General features: G+C 53.6%; 20 protein-coding genes. 13 read left to right on the top strand and 7 right to left on the bottom strand.

The features are described 5' to 3' along the window. The first annotated feature begins 11 nt into the window (after positions 1-11). The 4 genes from IEY39_RS05465 to IEY39_RS05450 all read left to right on the top strand — a co-directional run bounded on the left by IEY39_RS05465 (position 12) and on the right by IEY39_RS05450 (position 2,287). Positions 12-518: a hypothetical protein gene (locus tag IEY39_RS05465; RefSeq protein ID WP_188929292.1), complete on the top strand. Its 507-nt coding sequence runs from the start codon at positions 12-14 to the stop codon at positions 516-518. A gap of 67 nt (positions 519-585) precedes the next feature. Next, positions 586-1,113 carry a hypothetical protein gene (locus IEY39_RS05460; RefSeq protein ID WP_188929290.1) on the top strand — a complete coding sequence of 176 codons (528 nt, stop codon included), beginning with the start codon at positions 586-588 and terminating at the stop codon, positions 1,111-1,113. Between the two features lie 12 nt (positions 1,114-1,125). Further along, positions 1,126-1,413, top strand: a complete 288-nt coding sequence (locus IEY39_RS05455) for a helix-turn-helix domain-containing protein (RefSeq protein WP_188929289.1) — start codon at positions 1,126-1,128, stop codon at positions 1,411-1,413. A gap of 64 nt (positions 1,414-1,477) precedes the next feature. Beyond that, positions 1,478-2,287: a M48 family metallopeptidase gene (locus IEY39_RS05450; RefSeq protein ID WP_188929288.1), complete on the top strand. Its 810-nt coding sequence runs from the start codon at positions 1,478-1,480 to the stop codon at positions 2,285-2,287. A gap of 108 nt (positions 2,288-2,395) precedes the next feature. Here the strand turns inward: IEY39_RS05450 and IEY39_RS05445 are convergent, their stop codons facing one another. Together IEY39_RS05445 and IEY39_RS05440 are read right to left on the bottom strand one after the other, a co-directional pair. Next, a complete protein-coding gene (locus tag IEY39_RS05445; protein ID WP_188929286.1) occupies positions 2,396-3,265 on the bottom strand; it encodes an AraC family transcriptional regulator in 870 nt (289 codons plus the stop codon). A gap of 22 nt (positions 3,266-3,287) precedes the next feature. Further along, complete coding sequence (locus IEY39_RS05440; protein ID WP_188929284.1) at positions 3,288-4,109, bottom strand: cupin domain-containing protein; 822 nt, start codon at positions 4,107-4,109, stop codon at positions 3,288-3,290. A 38-nt stretch (positions 4,110-4,147) separates the two neighbouring features. On the opposite strand from IEY39_RS05440, the gene IEY39_RS05435 reads away from it, so the two are divergent. The 6 genes from IEY39_RS05435 (at position 4,148) to IEY39_RS05410 (ending at position 14,127) form a co-directional block, all read left to right on the top strand. Next, a complete protein-coding gene (locus tag IEY39_RS05435; protein WP_188929282.1) occupies positions 4,148-6,004 on the top strand; it encodes an ABC transporter ATP-binding protein in 1,857 nt (618 codons plus the stop codon). Positions 6,005-6,091: 87 nt separating this feature from the next. Then, positions 6,092-6,778, top strand: coding sequence for a response regulator transcription factor (locus IEY39_RS05430; RefSeq protein WP_188929280.1), 687 nt, complete (start codon positions 6,092-6,094; stop codon positions 6,776-6,778). After that, positions 6,775-8,235 (top strand): sensor histidine kinase, encoded by a 1,461-nt coding sequence (locus IEY39_RS05425; protein ID WP_188929278.1) that lies wholly within the window; start codon positions 6,775-6,777, stop codon positions 8,233-8,235. Before IEY39_RS05430 ends, IEY39_RS05425 begins: the two co-directional genes overlap by 4 nt. Before the next feature lie 88 nt (positions 8,236-8,323). After that, positions 8,324-9,724, top strand: a complete 1,401-nt coding sequence (locus tag IEY39_RS05420; RefSeq protein WP_188929276.1) for a TolC family protein — start codon at positions 8,324-8,326, stop codon at positions 9,722-9,724. Between the two features lie 16 nt (positions 9,725-9,740). After that, positions 9,741-13,022, top strand: coding sequence for an efflux RND transporter permease subunit (locus IEY39_RS05415; protein ID WP_188929274.1), 3,282 nt, complete (start codon positions 9,741-9,743; stop codon positions 13,020-13,022). Continuing rightward, on the top strand, positions 13,003-14,127 hold the full coding sequence (locus tag IEY39_RS05410) for an efflux RND transporter periplasmic adaptor subunit (protein WP_188929272.1): 1,125 nt from the start codon (positions 13,003-13,005) through the stop codon (positions 14,125-14,127). The genes IEY39_RS05415 and IEY39_RS05410 overlap by 20 nt, the downstream gene beginning before the upstream one ends. Here the strand turns inward: IEY39_RS05410 and IEY39_RS05405 are convergent. After that, on the bottom strand, positions 14,124-15,347 hold the full coding sequence (locus tag IEY39_RS05405) for a family 8 glycosyl hydrolase (protein ID WP_229688780.1): 1,224 nt from the start codon (positions 15,345-15,347) through the stop codon (positions 14,124-14,126). The genes IEY39_RS05410 and IEY39_RS05405 overlap by 4 nt on opposite strands. Before the next feature lie 231 nt (positions 15,348-15,578). Between IEY39_RS05405 and IEY39_RS05400 the strand changes: the two genes are divergently transcribed. After that, on the top strand, positions 15,579-16,604 hold the full coding sequence (locus IEY39_RS05400; RefSeq protein WP_188929268.1) for a Kelch repeat-containing protein: 1,026 nt from the start codon (positions 15,579-15,581) through the stop codon (positions 16,602-16,604). A gap of 81 nt (positions 16,605-16,685) precedes the next feature. On the opposite strand, the gene IEY39_RS05395 is transcribed toward IEY39_RS05400, so the two are convergent. From IEY39_RS05395 to IEY39_RS05380, 4 genes are all read right to left on the bottom strand, one after another. Beyond that, complete coding sequence (locus IEY39_RS05395; RefSeq protein ID WP_188929266.1) at positions 16,686-18,224, bottom strand: T9SS type A sorting domain-containing protein; 1,539 nt, start codon at positions 18,222-18,224, stop codon at positions 16,686-16,688. A gap of 140 nt (positions 18,225-18,364) precedes the next feature. Then, on the bottom strand, positions 18,365-20,644 hold the full coding sequence (locus tag IEY39_RS05390; protein WP_188929263.1) for a transglycosylase domain-containing protein: 2,280 nt from the start codon (positions 20,642-20,644) through the stop codon (positions 18,365-18,367). Between the two features lie 100 nt (positions 20,645-20,744). Further along, entirely contained in the window at positions 20,745-21,476 is a 732-nt protein-coding gene (locus tag IEY39_RS05385) for a LytR/AlgR family response regulator transcription factor (protein WP_188929261.1), read from the bottom strand. Next, on the bottom strand, positions 21,473-22,495 hold the full coding sequence (locus IEY39_RS05380; RefSeq protein WP_188929259.1) for a sensor histidine kinase: 1,023 nt from the start codon (positions 22,493-22,495) through the stop codon (positions 21,473-21,475). Before IEY39_RS05380 ends, IEY39_RS05385 begins: the two co-directional genes overlap by 4 nt. Positions 22,496-22,673: 178 nt before the next feature. On the opposite strand from IEY39_RS05380, the gene IEY39_RS05375 reads away from it, so the two are divergent. Together IEY39_RS05375 and IEY39_RS05370 are read left to right on the top strand one after the other, a co-directional pair. Continuing rightward, positions 22,674-23,468, top strand: coding sequence for a DUF3108 domain-containing protein (locus tag IEY39_RS05375; protein ID WP_188929258.1), 795 nt, complete (start codon positions 22,674-22,676; stop codon positions 23,466-23,468). A 224-nt stretch (positions 23,469-23,692) separates the two neighbouring features. Further along, positions 23,693-25,078 (top strand): ammonium transporter, encoded by a 1,386-nt coding sequence (locus IEY39_RS05370; protein WP_188929256.1) that lies wholly within the window; start codon positions 23,693-23,695, stop codon positions 25,076-25,078. Positions 25,079-25,144: the final 66 nt, after the last annotated feature.

The following is a 25,144-nucleotide window of genomic DNA, read 5'->3' as shown; positions in this document are numbered from 1 at the left end:
AGTTTTATGTTATGAAAATGGTAGAGTATACACTTGACGAACTTAGGACTGTCAAGTCCTCGATAGAAAATTATCTTAAGGAATTGAGGAAGGAAACTCATTCTGTAGAAAACACTATTCGTGAGTTGAGCCAAATATTAAACAACAAAAGAAATCTTCATTCGACAATTATTTTACCGGAGGAGTTCCTAATGATAAAGGAGGCGATAATAGGAGATAAATTGAGCATTGAGTGGAAGAAATTGACATATGAGATAGTAAAAAGATCAGATAGGTTTCTCACCAGTGTAATGATCTATGAGAAAGCAAGAATTTACCATCCGCACCAGATAAAGGATAGACGTTATGCTATAAAATGTATAAGTTCTTCTTTAGTTAGCCTTGTCTCCGAAGGCAAAATTGGAAAGTTCAAGAATGAAACCGGCCCGTACTTTTTTGGGGAGGCTTCAAAACATTTTAGGGATGATGGAAAGCCCGATCCAGCCTGTTTTCCAGCAACCTTCCGAACTGATATGTAATCGTCTTTTTATGTAAAATATTGATAGACAGTTGCGTAATTTTTAACATTTGTAAATTCACTTATAAATGAATACCTTTGTTTTGGAATTGTGGGATGATGAGGGAAGGAAATGCACCTTTTATACTGTTCGGTGGGATGGTTCTGTAATGAGTGAGACCGATAAATTCTTCGAAAAGTATTATGCGATCGAGAATTTGAAAGAGCCCACGCAGGAACTGCTGAGTTTTGTTTTGGACAGTATCGGGGAGGACCATGGAGCTATCGATGCCTTGTTCAATCGATTTGAAAATGAAGTTGTAGGATTGCCAAACAAAGGGAGAGTGGTTGTTAGCCAGATCGTCTTTCTATTTCCCAATTTCCCTTTAAGATTGTATGCGTTGCGGATCAAGAATCGATCGGATCTGGTTGTACTTTTTAATGGAGGTGTAAAGTCTGCGCAAACCAACCAGGAAAGTGATGATTTGAGTCTTAAATGGAGAGAAGCATGTCAGTTTGCTAAGCGTATCGAGGAAGCATTAAGAAACGGAGAGATTACTATTGATAAAAAACGAAGGATTAGGGCTACAAATGGAGATCAAGATATTCTCTTGTAAAAAAAATTGAGAATGAGAAGTAAAATCGCCAAGCGAATACAGGATGAAACACCGGATGAAGTGAGGATTTTTGTCCGCCAATACACAGATATTGTTATTAGGATAAATGAATTACTGCAATTAAAAGGATACACGCAAAAGGAGCTTGCTGATAAATTGAAAAAGAAGCCTTCCGAAATTAATAAATGGTTGAAACGCCCTCACAATCTAACCTTACGAACCTTGGCCAAACTGGAAGCAGAATTGGGCGAGCCTATTATCTCCACACCCAAAGTTCCTCCGAGGCGGACGCGTGCATAATCAAATAATCATTGGTCCAAGTTTGCTCAATGCCTTGTAACTTCGCCGCTACAACAGAAAACTTATGAACAAACATCTCCTATCAATGGTGCTGGCCGGCGCCCTTCTGTCGGCGGGTTTTTCCTGTGCCCGCAATCCCATCACCGGTCGCAGGCAATTGTCCCTGGTTTCGGAAGGCCAGGTGCAAGGCATGGCGCTGACCGAATACCAGAAATTTCTTACCTCCAACCCGGTCGCTGCTCCTTCGGACCCCAATACCATTATGGTGAAAAGGGTAGGCCAGCGGATCGCCGATGCTATCGGGAGGTATTATAGTGCGCATGGCTCCCCCGATGCGTTGAAAGGTTACAGTTGGGAATTCAACCTGGTGGTAAGCAAGGAGGTGAATGCCTGGTGTATGCCTGGTGGAAAAGTGGTCGTCTATACCGGACTGTTGCCGCTCACGCAGAACGAGACTGCTCTGGCCATTGTTCTGGGTCATGAGATCACTCATGCGGTGGCCGGTCATGGCCGGGAAAGGATGAGCGAACAGCTGCTTGCCCAGGGCATCCAGGTGGCCGGGGATGTGGCGTTGGGCAGCGATCCTACCACGGTGGGTATCTTCGACCAGGTGTATGCTCCGACGGCGCAGGTAGGTGTGTTGCTGCCCTATTCGCGCAAATTTGAATACGAGGCCGACCATTACGGGCTCATCTTTGCAGCCATGGCGGGTTACGATCCGCGGGAGGCCATTCCCTTCTGGAAGCGTATGGCGTCGATGGGCGGGGAAAAGCCGCCTGTCCTTTTAAGCGATCACCCGGCGGATGCAGACCGCATCGCGAAACTGGAGGCCTTGATGCCGGAAGCGCTGACGTATTATCACCCCGGGCAGTAGTACGCCGTTCGCATCGGGCTCGGCGAAGGGCGGTGGGGCGCGGGAGCACCGCGATCGTTGCTGGCCGTGGGGTGGCCACGGGCCGGGCGGCCTTAGCCGGCTGCGGGGTCAAGCGATGCCATGCTCCCGCTGATATGACTGCGGGCTCTTGCCGGTGATGAGGCGGAAATTCTTGTGGAAGCAGGTGAAGTTGTTGAAACCGCTCTCGTAGCAGAGCTGTTTGATGCTGACACGGTTGTCGAGAAGCAGTTTGCACGCGTGGCCGATGCGGATCTCCGTCAGGAATTGCGTATAAGTCTTACCAGTGCGGGATTTGAAATAGCGGCAGAAGGAGTTGGGTACGAGTCCGGCGACGGCGGCTACTTCTCCCAGATATATCTTGCCGGTGAAATGGCGGAAGGTATAATCGTAGATAGCGTTGATGCGGTCGTTCTCCGACTCGGCATAATCTGGCCGGAAGCCGATGGAGGAAAGCAATTGCAGCCGGTCGGAGCCTGCAAAAGCCGAGAGGCATTCGATGAGGGCGATGATGCGGCCGACGCCTTCCGAAGAATTGATCTTGCGGACGAGGGCGGGGATCTTCTCTTCGTCGCGTGCGCTTACCAAAATTCCCCGCCGGGCTTTGTCCAGGAGGCTGCGGATGGGTTTTGTCTCCGGCAGTTCGAGAAAGGCATCACCCCAGAAATTTTCGGAGAAATGGATGACGGTCGAATGCACGGGCTGGCTACCCGCTTCTTTGAAATGGATATCGTCATAGCGCCAGTAATGCGGCAGGTTGGAGCCTACCAGGATGATGTCACCGGGTTGAAAGCGTTTGATATGATCGCCGACAAACTGGGTGCCGCTGCCCTGGTGAAAAACGATCAACTCCACTTCTGCATGATAATGCCAGCGGTTGTTGATGAAGGGGTCCCGGTCTTCCCTTACGCTGAAGGAATGGGTGGCGGTCCGCGGTACCTTTAATAATTTCGGCTTCATGACTTCCCTGCAAAGGTAAATGTTACAGTTGCCACTGGAGGGCAAAATATTCACACCTGCCTTCTTCCCCGTTCTCGAGGTTGTGTGGCACGCCGGAAGGCAGGAAGACGAGGTCGCCGCCCGCGGCTTTTTGATAGCCGTCGCCAATATGCATCCGGACATGTCCGCTACGCAGCAGGATGATCTCTTCGGCCCTGTGGACATGCTGGGGATGGCTGATCTGGCCAGAATTAAGCGTCGTTGCATGCATATCGATCTTCCCCAGCCAGGCTACGGGCCGGCTAAAGATGGCGCGGCTTTCGCCTTTTTCGGTTGTTTTTACCGGCAATTCAGACCAGTCCAGAAGAATGGGGCCGCCACCTTGTTTTGCCCTATCATGGTCAAGCCGGCCTTTCGACCGGAAGGAGAGCAGGTAGCAGGTGGCGGTGGAGGTACCGGTATTGAGGAAGATCGGTTTGTCGCCGGCGGCAAAGAGCCCGATGCCTCCCGGTCCCAATACCTTGCGGATAGCGCCGATGGTGACGGTGATGTTTCCTTCCCGGATGATGAGCAGGTGGTCGGCCGACTCGCCCGTGGGTGGGGAGAACGACCCGCCTGCATTGAGACTTTCTGCCTGTACATCGAGTAGCGACAGATCGCGTGTGGCGCCGGTGAGCAGGTCGCGGGTCTCACCATATTTTGTCGGATGGGCCTTGGCATGGTCCCATTCCGAGACTCCGGCGGTGAGGGTGTCGGGGGGGCCGACCTGCGCGGTGACGGTATCGCTTACAGTGATCTGCGCGACCCCCTGCTGATCGCAAAGCGTCAGGAACAGGATAGCGATGAATAGAAACCCTCTTTTCATGATGAAACTAAATGTAAGGGATTTTGTTAAATTGTCCTATGAAGAATGCAAGGACTCCTTCTACTGACGCGCCCCTTACGTGGAAACAGCGGCTAAATGCCCTCCGTAACCTGCCCCGCTTCTTTGGCCTGGTGTGGCAGACCAGCCCGGGCATCATGCTTGCCAATGGAATATTGCGGATTGCCCGTTCGGCCATTCCTGTCTCAACACTATATGTCGGAAAGCTGATCATCGACCAGGTGGTGCTACTACTGCGTAATGGCGGCGGCGCAACGGCCGGCGGGAGTACGAGCGCGATGACCTGGCTGTGGGAACTGGTGGCCATTGAATTTGGATTAGCACTATTTTCGGACGGGTTGATGAGGGTTATTAACCTGATGGACAGCCTATTAGGGGAGAAGTTCGCAAATTTTACTTCCGTTAAGATCATGGAACATGCAGCCAGCCTCGATCTCGATCAATTCGAGGATACGACCTTCTATGATAAGCTGGAAAGGGCCAGGCAGCAGACCACCGGTCGTACCGTTTTACTCTCCCAGGTGTTGGGGCAGGTGCAGGATCTAATCAGCATGGGTTTTCTTGCGGTGGGGCTGATGACCTTCAATCCCTGGCTGATCCTGTTGCTGCTGGTAGCGGTGGTGCCGGCGTTTCTTGGCGAGTCCTATTTCAACGACCGGAGCTATACCCTTATGCGGGCGCAGACGGCCGAACGGCGGGAACTGGACTATCTTCGCTATCTCGGCGCCAGTGACGAGACGGCCAAAGAAGTGAAGCTGTTTAGCCTTTCGCGTTTTCTGATCGACCGGTTCCAGGCCTTGTCGGATAAATTTTATATAGACTCGCGAAGCCTGGCCATACAGCGCAGCACCTGGGGAACGGTGTTCTCCCTGCTGGGCAGTCTGGGGTATTACAGCGCTTATGTGGTGATCATTCTACGGGCCGTTCATGGCCAGTTGTCCATCGGCGATCTGACCTTTTTAGCGGGGTCTTTCCGGCAACTGCGGTCGTTGCTGGAGGGTATCCTCACGCGGTTTACCAGTGTCTCGCAGGGTGCTATCTATTTGCAGGACCTTTTCGAGTTTTTTGAGATCAAGCCGCGGATCACCCGGGTGGCTCATCCCCGACCTTTTCCGAAGCCTATCCGTGAGGGCTTTACTTTTGAGGATGTCGGTTTCCGTTATCTTCATTCCGAACGGTGGGCCAACCGCCATCTAAGCTTTACCCTCCGGCCCGGTGAGCGGCTGGCGCTGGTAGGCGAGAACGGCGCAGGCAAGACCACTCTTATCAAATTGCTGACGCGGCTGTATGATCCTACGGAGGGTCGTATACTGCTCGATGGGGTCGATCTGCGGGAGTATGATCCCGATGAAGTGCGGCGGCAGGTAGGGGTTATTTTCCAGGATTACCTGCGTTATCAGATGACGATGGCGCAAAATATTGCTGTCGGTAATATCCTGCACAAAGAAGACCGGCAGCTGATCGAGACATCGGCGGAGAAGAGCCTTGCCAACCTGCTGGCGGAGCGATTGCCCGGCCGGTATGACCAGGAGTTGGGGCGGCGGTTTCGCCAGGGTGTGGAATTATCCGGTGGAGAATGGCAGAAGATCGCGCTGGCGCGGGCGTACATGCGGGATGCCCAGCTGCTGATACTGGATGAGCCTACAGCCGCGCTCGACGCAAGGGCGGAGTACGAAGTGTTTCAGCGATTTTCCGAGCTGACCAAGGGGCGGACGGCCGTGTTGATCTCTCACCGGTTTAGCACGGTGCGGATGGCTGACCGGATACTGGTGTTGGACAAGGGGGAAATGGTGGAGATGGGCAGTCATGAAGAGCTGCTGGAGAAAGATGGACGATATGCGGAGCTGTTCCATTTGCAGGCGCAGGGGTATCGATGAGCGGGCGCAGCATGGCTGTGACGCCGCGGGTACCGATGAACCGGTGGCTTCAAGGTTGCTTCAAATTTTTGTACGAAATTCGTTTCCATGAAGGTGCTGATCATCGAAGACAACCAGGAGCTGGCCCGCAATATCCGCGACTTTCTCGGGAGGGAGGGGTATATCTGCGAGTCCTGTGAGACGGTAGAAGGAGCCCGGGAAAAGCTCGCGCTTTTCCAGTATGATTGTATTTTGCTCGACATCGGACTGCCGGATGGCAGCGGCATCGGGTTATTGAACGTTATCCGCAACGAATATAAAGACAGTAATGTGTTGATCATCTCGGCAAGGAATGCTGTCGATGACAAGATCATCGGGTTGGAAAAGGGGGCTGATGATTATATTACCAAGCCTTTCCACCTGGCCGAATTGCATGCGCGGATACGGGCGGTATATCGGAGAAAAAATCTGGGTGGGGCGAGTATTGTGGAGTTTAACGAGATCAGCCTCAACACCGATACGTTCGAGGCGCGCATCAATGATGCGCTTGTGGATACGACGCCAAAGGAGTTCGATCTGCTGCTATATTTCATCGTTAACAAGAACCGGGTGCTTTCCCGTCAGGCCATTGCGGCGCATTTGTGGGGGGATTATACCGATAACCTGGCTAATTTTGATTTTGTATATCAGCACGTAAAGAACCTGCGTCGCAAGATCAGCAATGCCGGGGGGATGGATTATATCAGCACGGTGTATGGGTTGGGATATAAGTTCAATTCACATAAACAAGAGTGAGGTTAACAACAAAATTCACGCTTTGGTATTTCGGCATTATGCTGGTGGTGCTGCTCATCGGGGGCGCCATCGTCTATTACGAGATACAATGGAAGATCAGCCGGGTAGAGGTAGTCAGGCATGAACGGCTTAACGACCTTATCGCAGACCAGATACGCCAGGGTGGCGATTATACCGACCATCCCACACGTAAAAGGGCCACGGTGACGGTGATACCTGCTGACTCCGTGCCAAAGAATACCTCTACCTATTACACCCGTGGTCTCGCGTGGAACCCGGAATTCCAGGCCAACGAGTTCAAGCTGGTCGTCACTTCTTTTTATGTCATCAACGGGTTGCACTACCGGGTAACGACCTACTCTTTCATTCCTTCCTTTTACCAGTTGTTGCCCGGGGTGGTCGATTCATTCAAATGGATACTGTTGGTGCTGTTGGTGGTGGTCATCGTCTCCGGGGGACTGATATCAAAATATATTCTGGCGCCCTTTAAGCGGACGATGCGGGTGATACAATCTTTTGACCTCAAACAGCAGGAGGCGATACGGCTGCCGCTGACGCGGACAGCGGAATTTATGGAATTAAACGAGTTCCTCCGTAAGATGACGGACAAGGCCCGTGAAGACTACCAATCCTTAAAGGAATTTACGGAGAATGCCTCCCATGAGCTGCAGACGCCAACGGCGGTCATAAGGGGAAAGCTGGACCTGCTGATGGAGTCGGACATCCGGGATGAGCAGGCGATACTTATTGCCGAGATGCAGAATGCTCTCGAGCGGCTGTCGCGTATCCACAGTTCGCTAACCCTGCTGACCAAGCTGGAGAACAAGGAATATGAAGCCAAGGAGCCGGTGTGTATCAGCAACCTGGTGCGGGAAACGCTGGATTCTTTTGACGAGCTGATCCAGCTGAAGTCGCTGACCCTGGAGTCGCATATTGAAAAAGGTGTACATATTCCGCTTCACCTGGCCTTGGCCGATCTGCTGATCACCAATCTGATCGGCAATGCCATCCGCCATAATACGCCGATAGCGATGCGTAGCGGGGCCGTCCCGGCGGCGGGGGCGGGGGGGCGCGATGCGGGTGGGGGGACGGTTGCGATGGGCGACGCAGTGGCGCCAGCGGGCGGGGGGTGCGGGTGGATAAGCGTCACGCTGACACGCGAGGGCCTTGTGGTCATCAACACCGGGGCCGAGCCGCAGGTGGCCACGTCGGAATTATTCGAACGGTTTAAGAAAGGGAATGCCGGTAGCGACTCCATCGGCATCGGCCTTGCTATTGTGCGCCAGATCTGTGAATTAAGTCGCTTCGATATCGTCTACGAATATAAGAACGGCCTGCACCTATTGGCTGTCAGTTTCTTACCGCGGACTGCGGCTTCAAAATTACTTCAAAATCTTTCGCTCCCTTTACACTTGGATGCGGCCGGGGGCCGCCCCGACCGACAGGTCAGACTTTAGCGTTCGCTTTGCTGCCATAGATTGGCTTAAACCGGATGGGATCCGGTTCCATCCACTAGACGAATTATAATAAAACAGCTCATTACTCATGTCAAAACAGCATTTGACCGGCCTGCTCGGCATCCTCTTACTGGGCAGTCTGCCGGGGGCGGCAAGCGCCCAGGTTCTGACGTTGAAGCAGGCCGTTCAGACGGCGCTCAACAACTACGGAACCATCCGTGCGAAAACCAATTACGTGAAGGCTTCACAGGTAAGTGTGAAAGAATCGAAGATGGAATACCTGCCCGACCTGAATATTTCGGCCCAGCACGTTTATGGGACGGTCAACAGCCAGTATGGCCCGCTGGGTGCTTATAAGGTGGCTGGAACGGCCTCCTCGGGTCCGGTATTCGCCACTCAAAACTGGAATGCTGCGTTTGGCGCACTTTATCTTACTAATGTGAATTGGGATTTCTTTCAATTCGGCCGGGCCAAGGAGCGGACAAAAGTGGCGCAGACCGCGTTGAATGAGAGCCAGAGTGATCTCGACCAGGAGCGTTTTCAGCAAGGAGTCAAGGTATCGGCCGCCTATCTCAATGTGCTGGCTGCGCAAAAGCTCATCGTCAGCCAGCAACGAAATCTGGAACGTGCGGTGGCGTTTCAGACGGTGGCGGCCGCCCGGGCCAAGACGGGGCTCAATCCCGGTGTGGATTCATCCCTTGCCAATGCCGAAGTCTCCAATGCCCGGATCGCGCTTACCAATGCCATTGAATTCGAACAGGAGCAGGCCAACCAATTAGCGCAGCTGATGCAGGTGCCGCCGCCTGTGGACTGGACGCTCGATACCCTCTTTCTCTCGAAGATACCGGCATCGCTTACCGACACGCCGGCGCAGCCGCTTAGTCGGCATCCCGTATTGCAGTTCTTCCAGCAACGTATCAATGTCAGCAATGAACAAGCGAAATACCTGAAGACCTTTAACTATCCCACCTTTTCACTCTTTGGCGTCCTGCAGGACCGGGGCAGCGGCTTTTCCTCCAACTATGGCCAGTATCCGGATGCGTATACGGCCAATTATTTCAAGGGGGTGAGCTTTGACCGGGGCAACTATCTTTTAGGAGTAGGTTTTGTGTGGAATTTAACCAATCCGCTGCGGGTTCATCAACAGGTGGCGTCGCAAAAATTTATTTCGCAGGGACTCCAGGAAGAATATGGGTTGATCAACCAGGAGCTGCAGGCGCAGCTGGTGCTATCGGCTACGCGCATCAAAAATGCTTTGGACAATTACCGGGAAGCGCCGATACAGGTGAAAGCCGCATCGGATGCCTATCTCCAGAAAGAGACTTTATACCGCAACGGACTGGCTACCATCGTCGATGTGACGACGGCTGCCTTTATCCTTAACCAGGCGGAAACGGAGCGGGATATTGCCAATAACAACGTATGGCAGGCGCTGCTCTTCAAGGCGGCGTCCAGTGGGGATTTTGGATTGTTTTTTAATGAATTTTAACTGAATCGTTCAGACCATGGGATTAATCAGAACCGCGCTTAGGAAACCGATCACCATCTTAGTATTGGTGGCGGGACTTCTTTTCTTTGGCATCGGCGCCGTCAGGACCATCAAGATCGACATCTTTCCCGACCTCAACCTGCCGGTGATCTATATTTCGCATCCTTATGGTGGTTTTACGCCCGACCAGATGGAGACCTATTTCGGCAAGAACTATGTCAACCTGTTGTTGTTCGTCAGCGGGGTGAAGAGTATCGAGACCCGGAACATCCAGGGGTTGACGCTGATAAAGCTAACCTTTTATGAGGGGACGAATATGGCGCAGGCGGCCGCGGAGGTAACGGGGTATACCAACCGGGCGCAGGCGAGCTTCCCACCCGGGTCGCAGCCGCCTTTTATCCTGCGGTTTGACGCTTCGACGCTGCCGGTGGGACAGCTGGTGCTGAGCAGTCCCATCCGCGACAACAATGAGTTACAGGACCTGGCGAATATCTATGTCCGGAGCCAGTTCAGCAGCGTGCCGGGTCTGGTGGCTCCTGCTCCCTTTGGCGGGAATGCCCGTACGGTGGTTATCAAGGCCGATCCGGAATTATTGCGCAGCCATAATATTACCCCCGATCAATTGGTAGAGGCGTTGCACAACAATAACCAGGCAACGCCTGCCGGCAATGTCCGTATCGGCAACCTCAACTATTTTACTCCTGCGAACACGACCATCGAGAAGGTGAAGGACTTTGGCGATATCCCGATCTATACCAATGGGGTGCAGAATGTATACGTGAAAGATGTAGCGACGGTAGAAGATGCTGCGGATATCACTGCCGGTTATGCGCTGATCAACGGCAAGCGAAGCGTGTACCTGCCGATAACGAAGTCGGCTGCGGCCTCTACCTGGGAGGTGGTGCAGGACCTCAAGAAGGCCCTTCCCCGATTCCAGGCGCAGCTACCGGAGGATGTGAAGCTTTCTTATGAGTTTGACCAGTCGGTATATGTGATCAATTCGGTGAAGAACCTCTTGTCCGAAGGGGCTATCGGCGCCATTCTGACGGGGTTGATGGTGGTACTTTTCCTCGGTGACCTGCGTGGCGCCACTATCGTGATCCTCACCATCCCGATCAGTATCATATCCGGGGTGCTCTTTCTCAACCTGTTTCACCAGACCATCAATATCATGACGCTGAGCGGGCTTTCGCTGGCCATCGGGATACTGGTGGATGAGTCCACGGTGACGATAGAAAATATCCACCAGCACCTTGCGATGGGCAAACCCAAGTCGCTGGCCATTTGGGATGCCTGTAAGGAGATCGCCTTTTCGAAACTACTGATCCTCTTTTGTATCCTGGCGGTGTTTGCTCCGGCCTTTACGATGGGTGGTATCCCCGGGGCGCTGTTCCTGCCTCTGGCCCTGGCCATTGCTTTCTCGATGATCGTGTCCTACCTGATGGCCCAGACCTTTGTGCCGGTGATGGCCAACTGGATCATGAAGGGGCATCGCAAGGCGGGGGGAGGGACTTTTGCTTCCGACGAAGAAGAGTTCAGGGCTTCGGGGTTGTCTGCCGACGATGAGAAGCATGTAGCCGAAGAGAAGATGAAGATGATGGAGCATGGCAGCGGCAAGCATGGCCAGGAGACGCGTTTCGACCGCTTTCGGAAGCGTTTCCTCCGGTTCACCGACCGGCTACTGCCGTATCGTACGCCGATAGCCATCGGTTATATTGTACTGGGTCTTGGGGGCGCCTGGCTGCTGCTCAATAGCATTGGCCGGGATGTATTGCCAAAAACCAATGTCGGTCAATTCCAGGTGCGGCTTCGCGCCCCTGATGGTACGAGGATCGAACGCTCGGAGGAATATATGATCAAGACCCTGCACATCCTCGACACGATGGTTGGACATAACAATATCGGGGTGACCTCGGCGATGGTAGGGATGCACGGCGGTCAATTTTCGACTAACCCGATCTACCTGTTCATGGCCGGTCCGCAGGAAGGAGTCTTGCAGGTGAGTCTCAAGGAAGATTATAAGGTAAAGATGGACGATCTGAAAGACGAATTCCGCCAGCGGCTGTCAGCGGATCTGCCCGAGCTGAAGGTTTCTTTTGAGCCCATCGAACTGACCGACAAGATACTCAGCCAGGGTTCGCCGACGCCTATCGAGGTCAAGCTGAGTGGGAAGAGTAAGAAGCTCAATGAGGAATATGCCTATAAAGTGATAGAGCAATTGCAGAAGATACCTTATTTGCGGGACGTTCAACTCGGCCAGGCCATTCACTATCCGGCCATAGATATCGATATAGATCGTATCCGGGCTGCGCAGCTGGGCGCCAATACTGCTGACATCACCCGCAGCCTGATCGCCGCGACATCTTCTTCCCGGTATACGGAGCGGAATGTATGGCTGGATCATAAATCCAATCTTTCCTATTTTGTACAGGTTCAAATTCCGGAGAACAAGATGACCAGCGTTCATGACATTGCCGAAACGCCGGTTGTCCCGAACACGCCGAGGCCGCTACTTGGTGACGTGGCCACCCTGAAGATCGATTCCGTCTATGGCGAGGACGATGACCTCGGTGCTATCCCGGTGTTGTCGGTGACGGCTAACCTTAACAAGGTTGATCTTGGGCGGGCAACGAAGGATGTCGATAAAGCTATCGCCGGTCTTGGGAAACTGCCGCGTGGCCTTAACATCGAGACCCGTGGGCTTTCCCAGGTGTTGACCGAAACGCTGGACAGCCTGCAGGCCGGCCTCATCACTGCCGTTGTCGTCATCTTCCTGATGCTGGCCGCCAATTTCCAGTCTTTTAAAGTTTCGCTTGTCGCGCTGTGTACCGTACCGGCGGTGTTGCTGGGTTCGCTGGCCTTGCTCATGCTGACCGGCTCGACGCTGAACCTGCAATCGTATATGGGGATGATCATGTCTGTGGGCGTGTCGATCTCCAACTCCGTGTTACTGGTGACCAATGCCGAAGAATTGCGCCGGACATCAGGGGACGCGATGCGGGCGGCCCGGGAAGCGGCGGCAACCCGGCTCCGACCGATACTGATGACCAGCGTGGCCATGGTCGTCGGTATGATCCCCATGGCTTCGGGACTTGGTGAAGGTGGGGAGCAGGCGGCTCCTTTGGGTAGAGCTGTCATCGGTGGTCTTATCGCCTCCACTTTTGCGGCCTTGTTCTTTCTACCCTTGATCTTTGCCTGGGTGCAGCGCAAGACGACTACGCAATCCGTATCCCTTGATCCTTCCGATAAAGAAAGTAAACATTATATATCATCATTGTATGAAGCAAATGAGAAATAAAAGAATAGGAGCCGGGTTGCTGGCAGCCTGCGGTCTGGTGCTGGCGTTGAACAGCTGCTCTTCTTCCGATGGAGAGGAAAAGAAGAATGACACGCCGAAAAAGGATAGCGCGGCTGCGCCTGCGGCCACCTTTCAACTGCAGAAGGGGCAGTTGTCCACCGACCTCTTTGTGCCTGGGGAGCTGATCGCTTTCCAGCAGGTAGACCTCTATGCCAAGGTGAACAGCTTTGTTAAAAAGTTATATGTTGATGTCGGCTCGGAGGTGAAGGAGGGGCAGTTGCTGGCGGTGATGGAAGCGCCCGAATTACAGAGTCAGCTGGCCAGCGCCGAGTCAAGGGTAAAGGCCCAGGAAGCTATCTACATTGCGAGCAAGGCCAATTATGACCGCATCGTGGAGACCAGCAAGACACCGGGTACCATTTCCCAGAATGACGTCGATCAGGCTGATGCCCGGCAGAAGTCCGATCTGGCGCAGTGGGATGCCGCAAAGTCCTCCTATAAAGAAATTGCCGAGACGCTGAAATATCTCGAGGTGAGGGCGCCGTTCAGCGGGGTCATCAGCAATCGTAATGTCAACCCAGGCGCCTATGTAGGCCCTTCAGGGAAAGGCTCCGATCTGCCGATGTTCACCTTGCAGGAGCAGGATCATCTTCGGCTGGTCGTTTCCGTACCCGAAGCGTTAACGGGGTATTTACGGGACAAGGATGAGGTGAAATTTACCGTCAAGTCTATGCCGGACCACAAATTCTCGGCCACGGTTCGACGGCTGGCCGGTGCGCTTGACAATCACCTCCGGGCGGAGCGCACGGAAATGGATGTTTATCCCAAGCACCGGGAATTGCTGCCGGGGATGGTGGCCGAGGTGGACCTGCCGCTTCCTGCCAGGGACAGCACTTTTATCGTGCCGGCTTCTGCTGTAGTGAATTCGACGGAGCGGGTCTTTGTTATCCGGGTCACCCCTGACCGGAAGGCCGAGTGGATCGATGTGAAGACTGGCAGGTCGCAGGGAGGAAAGACGGAAGTCTATAGCAACAAATTGCAGGAAGGGGATCAGCTAGTGAAGGTGGCAAGTGAAGAGGTGAGGGATGGTACGGCTATTCGTTAAGGAGCCCAGTAGTTGCCGGAGAGGATGATCATATCGATCATCTTGATGCTGTTGTCATAGTAGTCGAAGTCCTTTAATTTGAAATCTACGATATAATCCCACAATTTGTTGAGCCAGACCTGGTTTTCGGGGCTGGCCATCGCAGAGACGGCGAAAGGGCAGATAAAGCACAGCGCTTCAAAATACCGGTGGGGGAGGTCTGCCCCGGAGAGATCATAGCCAGCGGAGATATTATCCGGGTTGTCTTTGGTGGTGCTGCGGATCCAGGAATTGATAGGCGCCAGGAAGTCGGCAGCCCTTTGGTCACCGGAGACGAGGAAGTCCGCGGCGATGCGCCAGGGTACCCGGCAGGCGTTGAAGTTGTACAGGCCGTCGTATTTCGACTCCAGGTAATGGGGCTGGGCCGGAACGGCGGTGATAGTTTCGGCCAAAGAGATATTTTTTATGAAGTCGGGTATCAGTCCTGCATCCGGGCTATAGGTGTTCTGGAGATAGTGAAAGACCCGGTAGTTATTGTCCAGTACGGTGTCCCATACGGCATCGCCCGTTGCCCTGCGGAAGGCCCGGATATGTTCGGGCATGAAATCGCTCGACCGCATATCATAAAAATCCTCGCTGCGCGGCGTTTCGTGATTTGATTCCATCACTGTGTAGGTGCGGGGATTGATCTCTTCGCGGCGGATGGCGGCTATCATTTCCAGCGCTTCCTGCCGGTAGGGGATAGCGCTGTGTTGCCCCCATTGGGCATCTGCCAGCAGGAGGGAGTAGGCGATATCCATGTCGCCGTCGGTGGCAGTGCTGCCATCCAGGCTCTGGCAATCCCTGCTTTGGGTCCATGCCATCAGGTGGGGACTGGTGGTGCCGGGATGCGACCGGTAAAAGCGGAAGAGCGCGTCAAAGGTCTCCTGTGCGGTGGAATCGGATCCGGCCATGAGCGCAGTGATCATCATTCCATATCCCTGTCCCTCCGATACACAGATGCTGGAGCTCTTTGTTCCCTCGAACCAGACGTATTTTTCGCCCGGGGTGCAGCCGCTTCGGATATAATGTTCTTTCCAGGCCAGGTAGAATGACCGGACGCTGTCGTCCAGCCCCTGTTGGCTGATATGGTTGGGCAGGATGGCCCCTTCCTGATAGGTGGTATGTTGCGGAAATGGCCGGGCTGGAAGATCCGGTGCAGCGAAAGCGGTGGAGGTGGTGGGCACGGAACCGGTAAGCATGGTCAGTATAGCCAAGCACCACAAAACTCCTTTAATACTGTACATGGGAGATAAGATTGTCACATCAACCATTAGCAATTTATGTGCCGATGATGCGCGCCGGGTAGTTAACAATTTTTATAGGAAACATTAACAGCGGCGATGCATCGGGATGAGCGGTGTCTCGCTCTTACCATCGGGTTTTTGGGGAATTCCCGCTTTTTTAATGCCCGTAAACTAACGTTTATGTATATGCGCTCATTTTTTACTATTTTATTCGGATCAGTGTTTTTCTCTATGTTCTCCTGTAATCGCAGCAGTATTTCCGCCACCCAATTAGGTGATTGGGTGGCGGGTGCGCCGATAGGGGACCCGCCCCGTGGGAATGCTTCCTGTTTTGTGATCGGGACGGATGCGTATGTGGGTTTGGGCTATAATCAATCGGTTGGTGGTACGGGCCGGTTGAAAGACTTCTGGCGATTTAGCGTCGACAGTGGCTGGCAACAGGTGGCGGACTTCCCCGGCGCGCCCAGAAGTGAGGCTGCCGCCTTTAGCGTGGGTAATTATGGGTATGTAGGCACGGGTACTGATCTTGTCAATGTCTACCGTGATTTTTACCAGTATGACCCGGTGCAGAATGTCTGGACCCGGAAGGCGGATTTTCCCGGCACGCCCCGGTATGATGCCGTCGGTTTTGGCATCCGGGATAAGGGGTATATCGGCACGGGTTTTAACGTCAATTGGATGAATGATTTTTACCAGTATGATCCGGCGCAGGACAAATGGTCGCTGACGCCTGGCACCAGCGGGGATTTTTCCAAGCGGCAGGGTGCGGTGGCCTTTGTATATAACGATCAGGCCTATGTTGTTACGGGCGCCAATAGCGGTGGAATGGTCAGGGATTTCTGGCGATTCGATCCTTCCCGGACCGCTGCCTGGCATCAGTTGAATAATATTACCAATACGAGCTCTGAGACTTTTGACGATGGCTATACGGATATCGAACGGGAGTATGCAACGATCTTTGTCAATGGCAGCACGGCTTACCTGGCGACCGGCACCAACGGGACCATGGTCACTGCTACGTGGGCCTATGATATTGCCAGCGATCGCTGGAGCCGGAGGACGCCCTGGGCACGTGCGCCGCGGAGCGGCGCCATCGCGTTTACGGTGAAGGACAGCAGTTTTGTTGGCACCGGGAACAACGGCAACAACGGAACTTTTGATGATTTCGATCTGTTTGTGCCGAATCGGGTCTATAATCCCAATGATTATTGATCAGTGGTCGCCGGGGACCAGGGCTGACCGGGATCGAGGCCTGCAGGATCGGGACTTGCCCGGAGGCATTTATTTGATGCTTTATTTGATGACAACGATCTGTTTTGCCAGTATAGACTGGTGGTCCGAGAGCCTTACGATATAGGCGCCTGCGGGCAGGGATGCGCCATTGGTGAGGGTAACCTGCTGGCGGCCCTGGAGCAGGGACCAGTCGTTCTGTTGCAGTCTGCGGCCTGACATATCGAAGAGCTCGAGTCTTGCCTGGTGGATGGATGTGGTTGTTTGGACAAAGAAACTACCGCCTTCCACCTGTGTGGGGTAGATGCGGATGCTTTGGGCGGACTGCAGGGAGAGACTGACGATGTTGGAATACGCTGTTTTCCCGTCGAGGTCTACCATTGCGAGCCGGTAGTACAGCTTACCGTCCCAATTGTCCTGGTCGGTGTAGGAATAGTTTTGCGCCGTCGAATCGCCGGGGACAGCGGCAACGGTGTGGATGTCTTCGAAGGTGGAGCCATCCGTGCTGCGCTGGATCACAAAATGATCGAAGTTGACGGCATCGGTGGTCGACCATTTTAGCAGTGCCTGGTTGTTGTCCAGGGCGCTGACCGACCAGCGGGTGAGGGTTACCGGCAGGGTGGAGAAGGCCTGGGCGAAGCTGACGCGGTCGAGTCCCCCGTCCTGGTAATATTCGAGGACCATATTGTACGTTCCGCTGAGTGGGGTGGTGTAGCTGGAGACTGTATAGGCGTGATCGGCCCAGTTGTTGATGACCCAGGTGGCGCCGCCGTCGAGGCTCAGGCGGTAGCCGTCATCGCCGCCGACGGTGAAGACATAGTTCCCATTGGCAAGGTTTTGGGTCAGGCGATAGCGGGCCGAAAACTGTTGGGTCGTAATGGTGCAACTGTTGGTATTGTAGATGACGGCAGTGCCGCCGGGGTTGCCGAAACTCTCGTCAAAGGCTGGGTTGGAGGCGAGGCCTTCGTTGACCTCTCCTTTATAAAGGTTGAAGTTCATGCCCTGGTAGAGATAGCCGTTCCAGACATTCCCTGTTCCGTAGACGGTGGGGTCGCCTGTACCGGTGCAGTTCGCAGTGATATTGAAGGTGACGCGATCGGCGCCGCCATCCTGGTAGAATTCGAGTACGAAGTTGGTGCTGCCGTTGAGCGCGACACTATAGCTGGTAGTGGTGTAAGCATGGTCGGCCCAGTTGTTGATGACCCAGGTGGCGCCGCCGTCGAGGCTCAGGCGGTAGCCGTCATCGCCGCCGACGGTGATGGTATAGTTGCCGGTGAAGGACTGGGTAAGCTTATACCGGACGCTGAATTGAAGGGTCGTTATCGAACAGCCGTTGGTGTTATACGTTGCGCCGCCGTTGCCGCCGTTGAAGTTTTCGTCGAAATTGGGGCTGGAGGCGGAGCCTTCGTTGACATAGCCCTGGTAGTTGTTGAAGTTCATGCCGGTGTAGACATAACCGATCCAGACGTTGCCCGTGCCGTAGGTGGTTTGGTTGCCCTGGGCGGTTGAGCAGGCCTGCGCGGTGAGGCGGTGATGAGCTGTGAGAAGGAACAGGAGGGGCAGGAAAAGGTTTTTCAGGCGGGTTAAGGTCAAAGGGATCATTGGATATTACGGTTTTATATAGGTGATTCCCTTAGAACCAGATTAGTGCCAAACTCTAAGCAGGTGCTACAAAAATTACTACATATGTACAATGATCTAACTATGTCCCAAAAAGGGAAGGTTTTCTATCGGCAGGAGAGTTAATATGGATTCACCGGTTTGGCCTTGGTGGTGTCGTTGTATTGGCTGGCGTTGCCGTTGCCCTGGTCGACCCCTTCTGCGCCGGGGGGCGGGGGCTTTTCGAGGCTGCTCCATTGGAGCTCTTCGCCGGGGCGGACACTGTCGGGTTTGGTGAAAAGGGCATTCCTGTTGAGGCCAAGCGATTTGTCCGCCAGGGCCTTTGCAAAGAAGGATTCCCAGATGGGTCTTGTCACATGGCCGCCGTCGGCCGACCGGCTTTCGAGGTGGATAAATCGGTCGTCACATCCTACCCAGCCGCCGGCCAGCAACTGGGGGGTATAACCGATGAACCAGCAGTCGGAGTTGTCGTTTGTGGTGCCGGTCTTGCCTCCCATTTCGGCGAGGCCGAGTCGTTCGCGTAGTCCTTTGGCGGTGCCGAAATCGACGGGTCCCTGCATCATCCGCGCCATCGTATAGGCTGTCGACTGGCTGAGCACTTCTTTTGGAGTCGAGGCGAAGTTGGCCAGGATATTACCGTGTTTGTCTTCGATGCGTTCGATGTAGTAAGGCTGGGTGTTGAAGCCGCCGGTGGGAAACATGGTATATCCGTCCAGCATCTCATACAACGAGAGCTCGCAGGCGCCCAGCGCCAGGGAGGGGTAGGGCTGCACCGAGGTTGGGATACCTATCTGTTTCAGGAATTCGGCGAACCGCTGCGGGCCTTTCGGACCCATCTCCTTCATGAGATACGCGGCCACTTCGTTGATGGACCAGCCCAGGCCATAGGCCATCGGATAAGGGCCGGGTTCCCAGTGGGAGCCATTTCTCGCCGGTACATAAGCGTTGTAGTCGGGGAAATATTGCTGGACGGCCGGGCACTGGGTCATCGGGGTAAAATTGAAATCTTCGATGGCCAGCCCGTAGAGGAAGGGTTTGATAGAGCTACCGACCTGCCGTTTGGTGTTGATATTGACGTGATCGAATTTGTAGTTGCGGAAATCGATGCCGCCCACCCAGGCTTTAACGGCCCCGGTGAAGGGGTCCATGACCATGAAACCCGTTTGAAGCATCTGGCGGCAGTATTTTATCGAATCCAGCGGCGTCATTACGGTATCTTTCTCGCGTGTGGCATTCCATGCGAATACCTTCATCTTCACCGGGACATTGAAGGAATTGCGGATGGCCGCATCCGAAAGCCCGTCGTCTTCTTCGTTCTGCCATCTTTCGCTATTGCGCATGGCCGCATCGAGAATATTCTGATGGTCTGCCCAGACGTCTCCGTTGCGGACGCTGCGCTGGGCGTCCAGTTCGCGCTGCAGGATGGGCATCTGGCGCACAACGGCGCTATCGGCATAGGCCTGCATCCGCGGATTAATGGTGGTATAGATCTTCAGTCCATCCTGGAAGAGGTTGTAGGGCTTCCCGGTGGCGGGATTGGTATGTTCTTTACACCATTTCTTCAGATCGTTGCGCAGCTGATCGCGGAAATATGGGGCCACACCATTGTTCTCGTCCAGCTTCCGGTAGCGGGACATGTCGATGGGCTTTGCTTTTAGCGTGGTGGCTTCCTCTTCGGAAAGCCAGTGATTACTGACCAGCCGGTTGAGTACGACGTTGCGTCTGTCCATAGCGGCTTTCGGGTTGGTGCGGGGGTTGAAGAGGCTGGGGTTGTTGACCATGCCGACGAGAACGGCCGCTTCGTCTATGCTGAGGCTGTCGGGTTCTTTCCGGAAGAAGGTGCGGGCCGCGCCACGGATGCCATAGACATTATCGCTGAAGGAGACATCGTTGAGATAGAGCGTGATGATCTCTTCTTTTGTGAAGTTGCGTTCGAGCTGGATGGCGATGATCCATTCCTTTAATTTCTGAATGACCCTGCTGATGCGGTTATGCGATCTTTCACCGTTGAACATGTTGAGCGCCAACTGTTGGGTGATGGTGCTGCCACCGCCGTCGCGGCCAAAGCGCAGGATGGCCCGTAAAACGGCTTTTCCATCGATGCCTGAATGCTCGTAAAAGCGTTCGTCCTCTGTCGATACCAGCGCATGGATCACATTGGGGGAAATGTCTTTGTATTCAACGTCGAGGCGGTTGCCTTTAGCGGTGTAATACTTCCCCATCGAACTGCCGTCGGCGGCAAAGACTTCCGATGCCAGGATTAGAGAAGGGTTTTCCAGCTCATGGAGGGAAGGCAGCTGACCGAAAGCTCCTGTCGCGATGAGGGCGATGAAACCGGCAAAGGCGACTACTCCGGAGAATAACAGAATCCAGAAAATGCGGACGGCTTTAGCTTTTGACATAGGTATATTAATAACGAACGAGTTGAGTATTTAGCGCAAAAAATGTGCTGAAAATGCCCAACCATTAGAAATAGGGCGTTTTTGCGGGCCCAAATTTTAGCTAAAATACTTTTTCTTTTATTCTTTCCATAAATGCTTCGCGGAATTTCTCGCTGATGGGGATTTGTTTGCTGCCGATGAACACATGGTTATCACGGATGGAATCGAGTCGCGCGATGTTGACGATATAGGAGTTGTGCACCCGGGCAAAACTGCCGGAGAGTTGTTCGCCGATGTCTTTCAAGCGCCGGTAGATGAGCAGCCGCTGGGTGGGCGTCACCAGCCGGGCATATTCCTTCTCGCCTTCGAAGTACAGGATATCCTGTAACAACACCTTGTGTAGCATGCGGCCGGATTTGATAAAGAAATATTCCGTTTCGGGCCTGGGTGCGGCGGCGGGTGGGTTGTCGGCAACAGGGGCAGCGGCCTCTGGCCGGGCGAAGTGTGCTTCTATTTTTTGTAGTGCGGCGTAGAATCGTTTGAGGGTGATGGGTTTCAGGAGATAGTCGATCGTCGGGAAGCTATAGCTGTCGGCGGCGTATTCGGAATAGGCGGTGGTGAAGACGATGCTTGTCGAAGGCGGCAGCAGAGCGGCCATTTCCATCCCGGTGAGGTGGGGCATATTGATGTCGAGGAAGATGAGGTCGACGGGATGCGTCTTTAGAAAGGATAACGCTTCGGGGGCGTCGTAGCATTTGCCCACCAGCTGCCACACGGTATTTTGCCGGATGAACATCTCCAGGAGGCTTACGGCATTTGGTTCGTCATCGACGATGAGACAACGTAGGTTCATACGAGGGGAATTTTTAACAAAGCTTTAAAATGCGTTGTCGTACGGTTCGTGGTCAGGACAAAGCGGTCTCCATATAGCAAGGTAAGCCGTTTTTCGAGGTTTTGGAGGCCAAAGCCTCGCTTGTTTGGGGCGGGAGCGTTTTCGGGGAGAGCATTCTCCGTGGTAAAGATCAGGTGGCCATCTTGCTGAGCGAGGGAAAGATGGATGCTGTTGCCGGTTGCGCTGCGATCGATGCCGTGTTTGAAGAGATTTTCTACAAAGGTCATCAGCAACATCGGCGGGAGGAAAGGTTCGCCTTCATAATCCTTATGGAAGTTGACGGTGACGCCGTGGCGGATGCGGATCTCTTCGAGGGCGATATAGTTCTCCAGGAATTTTATCTCGGTGGAAAGGGCCACTTTTTCCCGCGGACTTTCATCCACGAAGTAGCGCATTATATCGGACAGCCGGCCGATGAGCAGCGCGGTTTGGGGTGCTGCTTCCCGATAGGCTTCGTAATAAATATTGTTGAGGGTGTTGAAGAGGAAATGCGGCTGCACCTGTGATTTGAGGAGATTGAGCTCGGCCTGGCTTTTTTGTTCGAGCATCTGTTCCGCCTGTCGTTTGAGCCGGAAATAGGCCATGGCAATGCGGAAGACAAAGCTAAGGACAAAGATGGCTACACCTGTGATGGAATGGTACAAATAGCTCCAGATGTCGAGAGCTTCGGGTTTGGTGGCGAACCAGCGGTTGTAGATGGTGACGGAAAGCCAGGTGCGGGAGACGCCGACGGCGATGAGCAGGGCTGCCGAGCCGAGGACATAAAGGACGATATGTCCTTTCTCATAGAGCCGGGGGTAGAGCAGGCCGATATTCCCGTAGATGATGGCTGCGTAAAAGGAAAGATTCATGGTGCCATAGATGAGGGCTTGCCAGAATCCATCCATCGGCAGATAGCTCATGAAGGTGATGAGGAATACGAAGAGCCAGACCAGGAGTTCTAATTGCCGGGGGGTAGCCTTTTTGAGAGACAGACGCATAAACAAATTTACTATCCTTTCGACAGGCGGGCCGTTCTTTTCAATGACTTGTGCTCTTGCTTCAATCGTCCGGCTATTGAAGCCGGCGAGGGGTGGGCTGAAAAGCCGCCGGCGCCGGTTGAATCCGTTTGTCCGACCGCGGCGGGTAAGGGAATTTAGGGCAACAAAATGATCTTTTATGATGCAGTTTCTCTACATGTTGCTGATCGCTATCCTGCTGCTGATCTCAACGGTGACGCGGGCACAGACGGATACCATACGACCAGGGAAAGGCGGATTGGTCACGCGTACACTACGTCCGGGGGTACGGCAATACCTGCTTGTCTATCTCGACCCGGAACACAATGTCCGGCAATTGCGTTTCTGGTACTGGGTGCGCGAGATCGCTTCGGGTCAGCGGAATGGGCAGTCCGTATTCTTTATCACCCAGCGTTGGTATGGCAGTGACACCGGAGTTTACCGGGAGGTGTATTCCGTGAATGATGCGCGGGATTTTTCGCCTGTCTATCATCGTGAATTGGTGCACGGGAAGCTGAATGCCTATGACTGGGGAAAGGAGGGGATCCGCGGCGCCGACACCGTGCCGGACAATGCCCGGAAGGGTTTCTCGCTGGCCTTTACGGAGCCGAACCTTAATTGGAACCTGGATATCGAAACCTTTGAGATGCTGCCGCTGGCGGAGGGCCGGTCTTTCCTGATCAATTTCTATGATGCGGGTCTCGATCCGCCGCAATACCAGCGCTATACCGTAAAGGGTAGCGAGAAGGTGACCCTGCAGGATGGGGTGCAAATGGATTGCTGGATCCTGTCGACGGAGGGTAAGTCACCCACCGGGACGGAGTATACCGAAACCTACTGGATCAGCAAAAAGGAGCATGCCTTCTTAAAGGAGGAGGATCATTTTAATGGGATGATCCGGTATAAGCTATTGATGCCCATATCGACTCCTGATATCCGGGCCGGTTTGCAATAGAAAAATTCAAAAAACAGGCCCTTTTTTTCTTAAAATAACAAATTATTTATAAACAGGGATTTTGCGAGTCTCCAGTAAACTGATGAATGTTAACTAAATATGAAGTCTTTTATAAACATTATTGATTTTATTAATTCGTATAACCGCATTGACTTTAAATTTTTTGCATACCTTTATTGTGATATTTGATGTATTAATTTAAAATTAATATGAAAACGGAGACTATGAGCAAAATCACTCTTAAAAGGTACTTACCCTTCTTATTGCTGGCAACTGCTGCAGTGGCGGCGATCTTTATTCCAAGCATTGCACCCAGCGTGGATGACGGTAAGTACAACCAGGCTGACATTGCGTGGTTACTCGTTGCAACGGCCCTGGTATTTATTATGACCCCGGCTCTGGCCTTCTTTTATGGCGGCATGGTAAACCGGAAGAACGTACTTTCCACGATGATGAAGAGCGTGGTTGCGGCCGGTGTGGTCGGGGTATTGTGGATCATCGTCGGGTATAGTCTTTGTTTTGGCGAGTCTATTCATGGCATCATCGGCAACCCGCTGACGCACCTTTTTTATAAAGGAGTAGTTTCGGGTCCGGTGTGGGGACCGGCGCCTACGATCCCCAAGGCGTTATTCTCGATGTTTCAGCTGATGTTCGCCATCATCACCCCCGGGCTGGTGGTAGGCGCGATTGCCGAGCGTATGCGCTTCTCCGCTTATGTTCTCTTTACTGTACTGTTCAGCCTGCTGGTCTATGCGCCGCTGGCTCACTGGAGCTGGCATCCGGATGGCTTCCTCGCCAAGATGGGCGCGCTTGACTTTGCCGGTGGTACGGTGGTACACATCTCTGCGGGCTGTGCGGCCCTGGCCGGCGCCTTGGTGCTGAAGCGCAGGAAGGTGCATATCGCAGGTAAAGAGACGCATCCGGCTAATATTCCATATGTATTGATCGGGACGGGGCTGTTGTGGTTTGGCTGGTTTGGCTTTAACGCCGGTTCGGCCCTGGCTGCCAACTCTCTCGCCGTATCTGCTTTCTCCACTACCAACACGGCCGCTGCCGCTGCGGGTCTTTCCTGGATGTTCTTCGACGTTATGCGGGGTAAGAAGCCTTCGGTTGTTGGTTTCTGTGTGGGCGCCGTTGTAGGTCTGGTGGCGATCACTCCTGCGGCCGGTTATGTGGCTGTACCGCAAAGCATTTTCATCGGTGCATTTGCCGCCGTCATTTCCAATATGGCCGTTCATTTCAAGGCTACCAAGACCGTGCTGGACGATACGCTCGATGTGTTCCCCTGTCATGGTATCGGCGGGATGGTCGGGATGCTGCTCACGGGGGTATTTGGTACGCTGGCGGTGAACAAGGCCGGCGCCAATGGTCTGCTCAACGGTAATCCCGGTTTCTTCTTTATCCAGCTGAAGGCGATGTTGATCGCTGTCGGGTATAGCTTCGCTGTTTCCTGGGTGATCTTCAAGGTGATTAACTTCATCGTTCCCCTGCGGGTCAGCGAAGAAGAGGAACTGGAAGGGCTCGATGCCAGCCAGCACGACGAGAAGTACACGCAGGGTACCCTGCTGGTAGCTACGCCGGAAGGGTTGAAGGAGCAGGAGATTATGTAAGTTATTTTTTTGATAATAGAAAAGGAGGCCGTCTACTTTTTGTTTGAGACGGCCTCTTTTTTTATA

This window comes from Puia dinghuensis, assembly GCF_014642875.1.
Lineage (GTDB): Bacteria > Bacteroidota > Bacteroidia > Chitinophagales > Chitinophagaceae > Puia > Puia dinghuensis.
The sequence above is the reverse complement of the archived record's forward strand: the minus strand, read 5'-3'. Positions and strand labels throughout refer to the sequence as shown.

Bases quoted from the DNA above. Each gene is read 5' to 3' on its own strand.
- IEY39_RS05420 (WP_188929276.1), top strand. From the start codon at position 8,324: ATGTCAAAACAGCATTTGACCGGCCTGCTCGGCATCCTCTTACTGGGC.
- IEY39_RS05410 (WP_188929272.1), top strand. From the start codon at position 13,003: ATGAAGCAAATGAGAAATAAAAGAATAGGAGCCGGGTTGCTGGCAGCC.
- IEY39_RS05370 (WP_188929256.1), top strand. From the start codon at position 23,693: ATGAGCAAAATCACTCTTAAAAGGTACTTACCCTTCTTATTGCTGGCA.
- IEY39_RS05465 (WP_188929292.1), top strand. From the start codon at position 12: ATGAAAATGGTAGAGTATACACTTGACGAACTTAGGACTGTCAAGTCC.
- IEY39_RS05445 (WP_188929286.1), bottom strand. From the start codon at position 3,265: ATGAAGCCGAAATTATTAAAGGTACCGCGGACCGCCACCCATTCCTTC.
- IEY39_RS05400 (WP_188929268.1), top strand. From the start codon at position 15,579: ATGCGCTCATTTTTTACTATTTTATTCGGATCAGTGTTTTTCTCTATG.
- IEY39_RS05395 (WP_188929266.1), bottom strand. From the start codon at position 18,224: ATGATCCCTTTGACCTTAACCCGCCTGAAAAACCTTTTCCTGCCCCTC.
- IEY39_RS05440 (WP_188929284.1), bottom strand. From the start codon at position 4,109: ATGAAAAGAGGGTTTCTATTCATCGCTATCCTGTTCCTGACGCTTTGC.
- IEY39_RS05375 (WP_188929258.1), top strand. From the start codon at position 22,674: ATGATGCAGTTTCTCTACATGTTGCTGATCGCTATCCTGCTGCTGATC.
- IEY39_RS05455 (WP_188929289.1), top strand. From the start codon at position 1,126: ATGAGAAGTAAAATCGCCAAGCGAATACAGGATGAAACACCGGATGAA.
- IEY39_RS05380 (WP_188929259.1), bottom strand. From the start codon at position 22,495: ATGCGTCTGTCTCTCAAAAAGGCTACCCCCCGGCAATTAGAACTCCTG.
- IEY39_RS05415 (WP_188929274.1), top strand. From the start codon at position 9,741: ATGGGATTAATCAGAACCGCGCTTAGGAAACCGATCACCATCTTAGTA.
- IEY39_RS05405 (WP_229688780.1), bottom strand. From the start codon at position 15,347: ATGCTTACCGGTTCCGTGCCCACCACCTCCACCGCTTTCGCTGCACCG.
- IEY39_RS05390 (WP_188929263.1), bottom strand. From the start codon at position 20,644: ATGTCAAAAGCTAAAGCCGTCCGCATTTTCTGGATTCTGTTATTCTCC.
- IEY39_RS05460 (WP_188929290.1), top strand. From the start codon at position 586: ATGAATACCTTTGTTTTGGAATTGTGGGATGATGAGGGAAGGAAATGC.
- IEY39_RS05450 (WP_188929288.1), top strand. From the start codon at position 1,478: ATGAACAAACATCTCCTATCAATGGTGCTGGCCGGCGCCCTTCTGTCG.
- IEY39_RS05435 (WP_188929282.1), top strand. From the start codon at position 4,148: ATGAAGAATGCAAGGACTCCTTCTACTGACGCGCCCCTTACGTGGAAA.
- IEY39_RS05430 (WP_188929280.1), top strand. From the start codon at position 6,092: ATGAAGGTGCTGATCATCGAAGACAACCAGGAGCTGGCCCGCAATATC.
- IEY39_RS05385 (WP_188929261.1), bottom strand. From the start codon at position 21,476: ATGAACCTACGTTGTCTCATCGTCGATGACGAACCAAATGCCGTAAGC.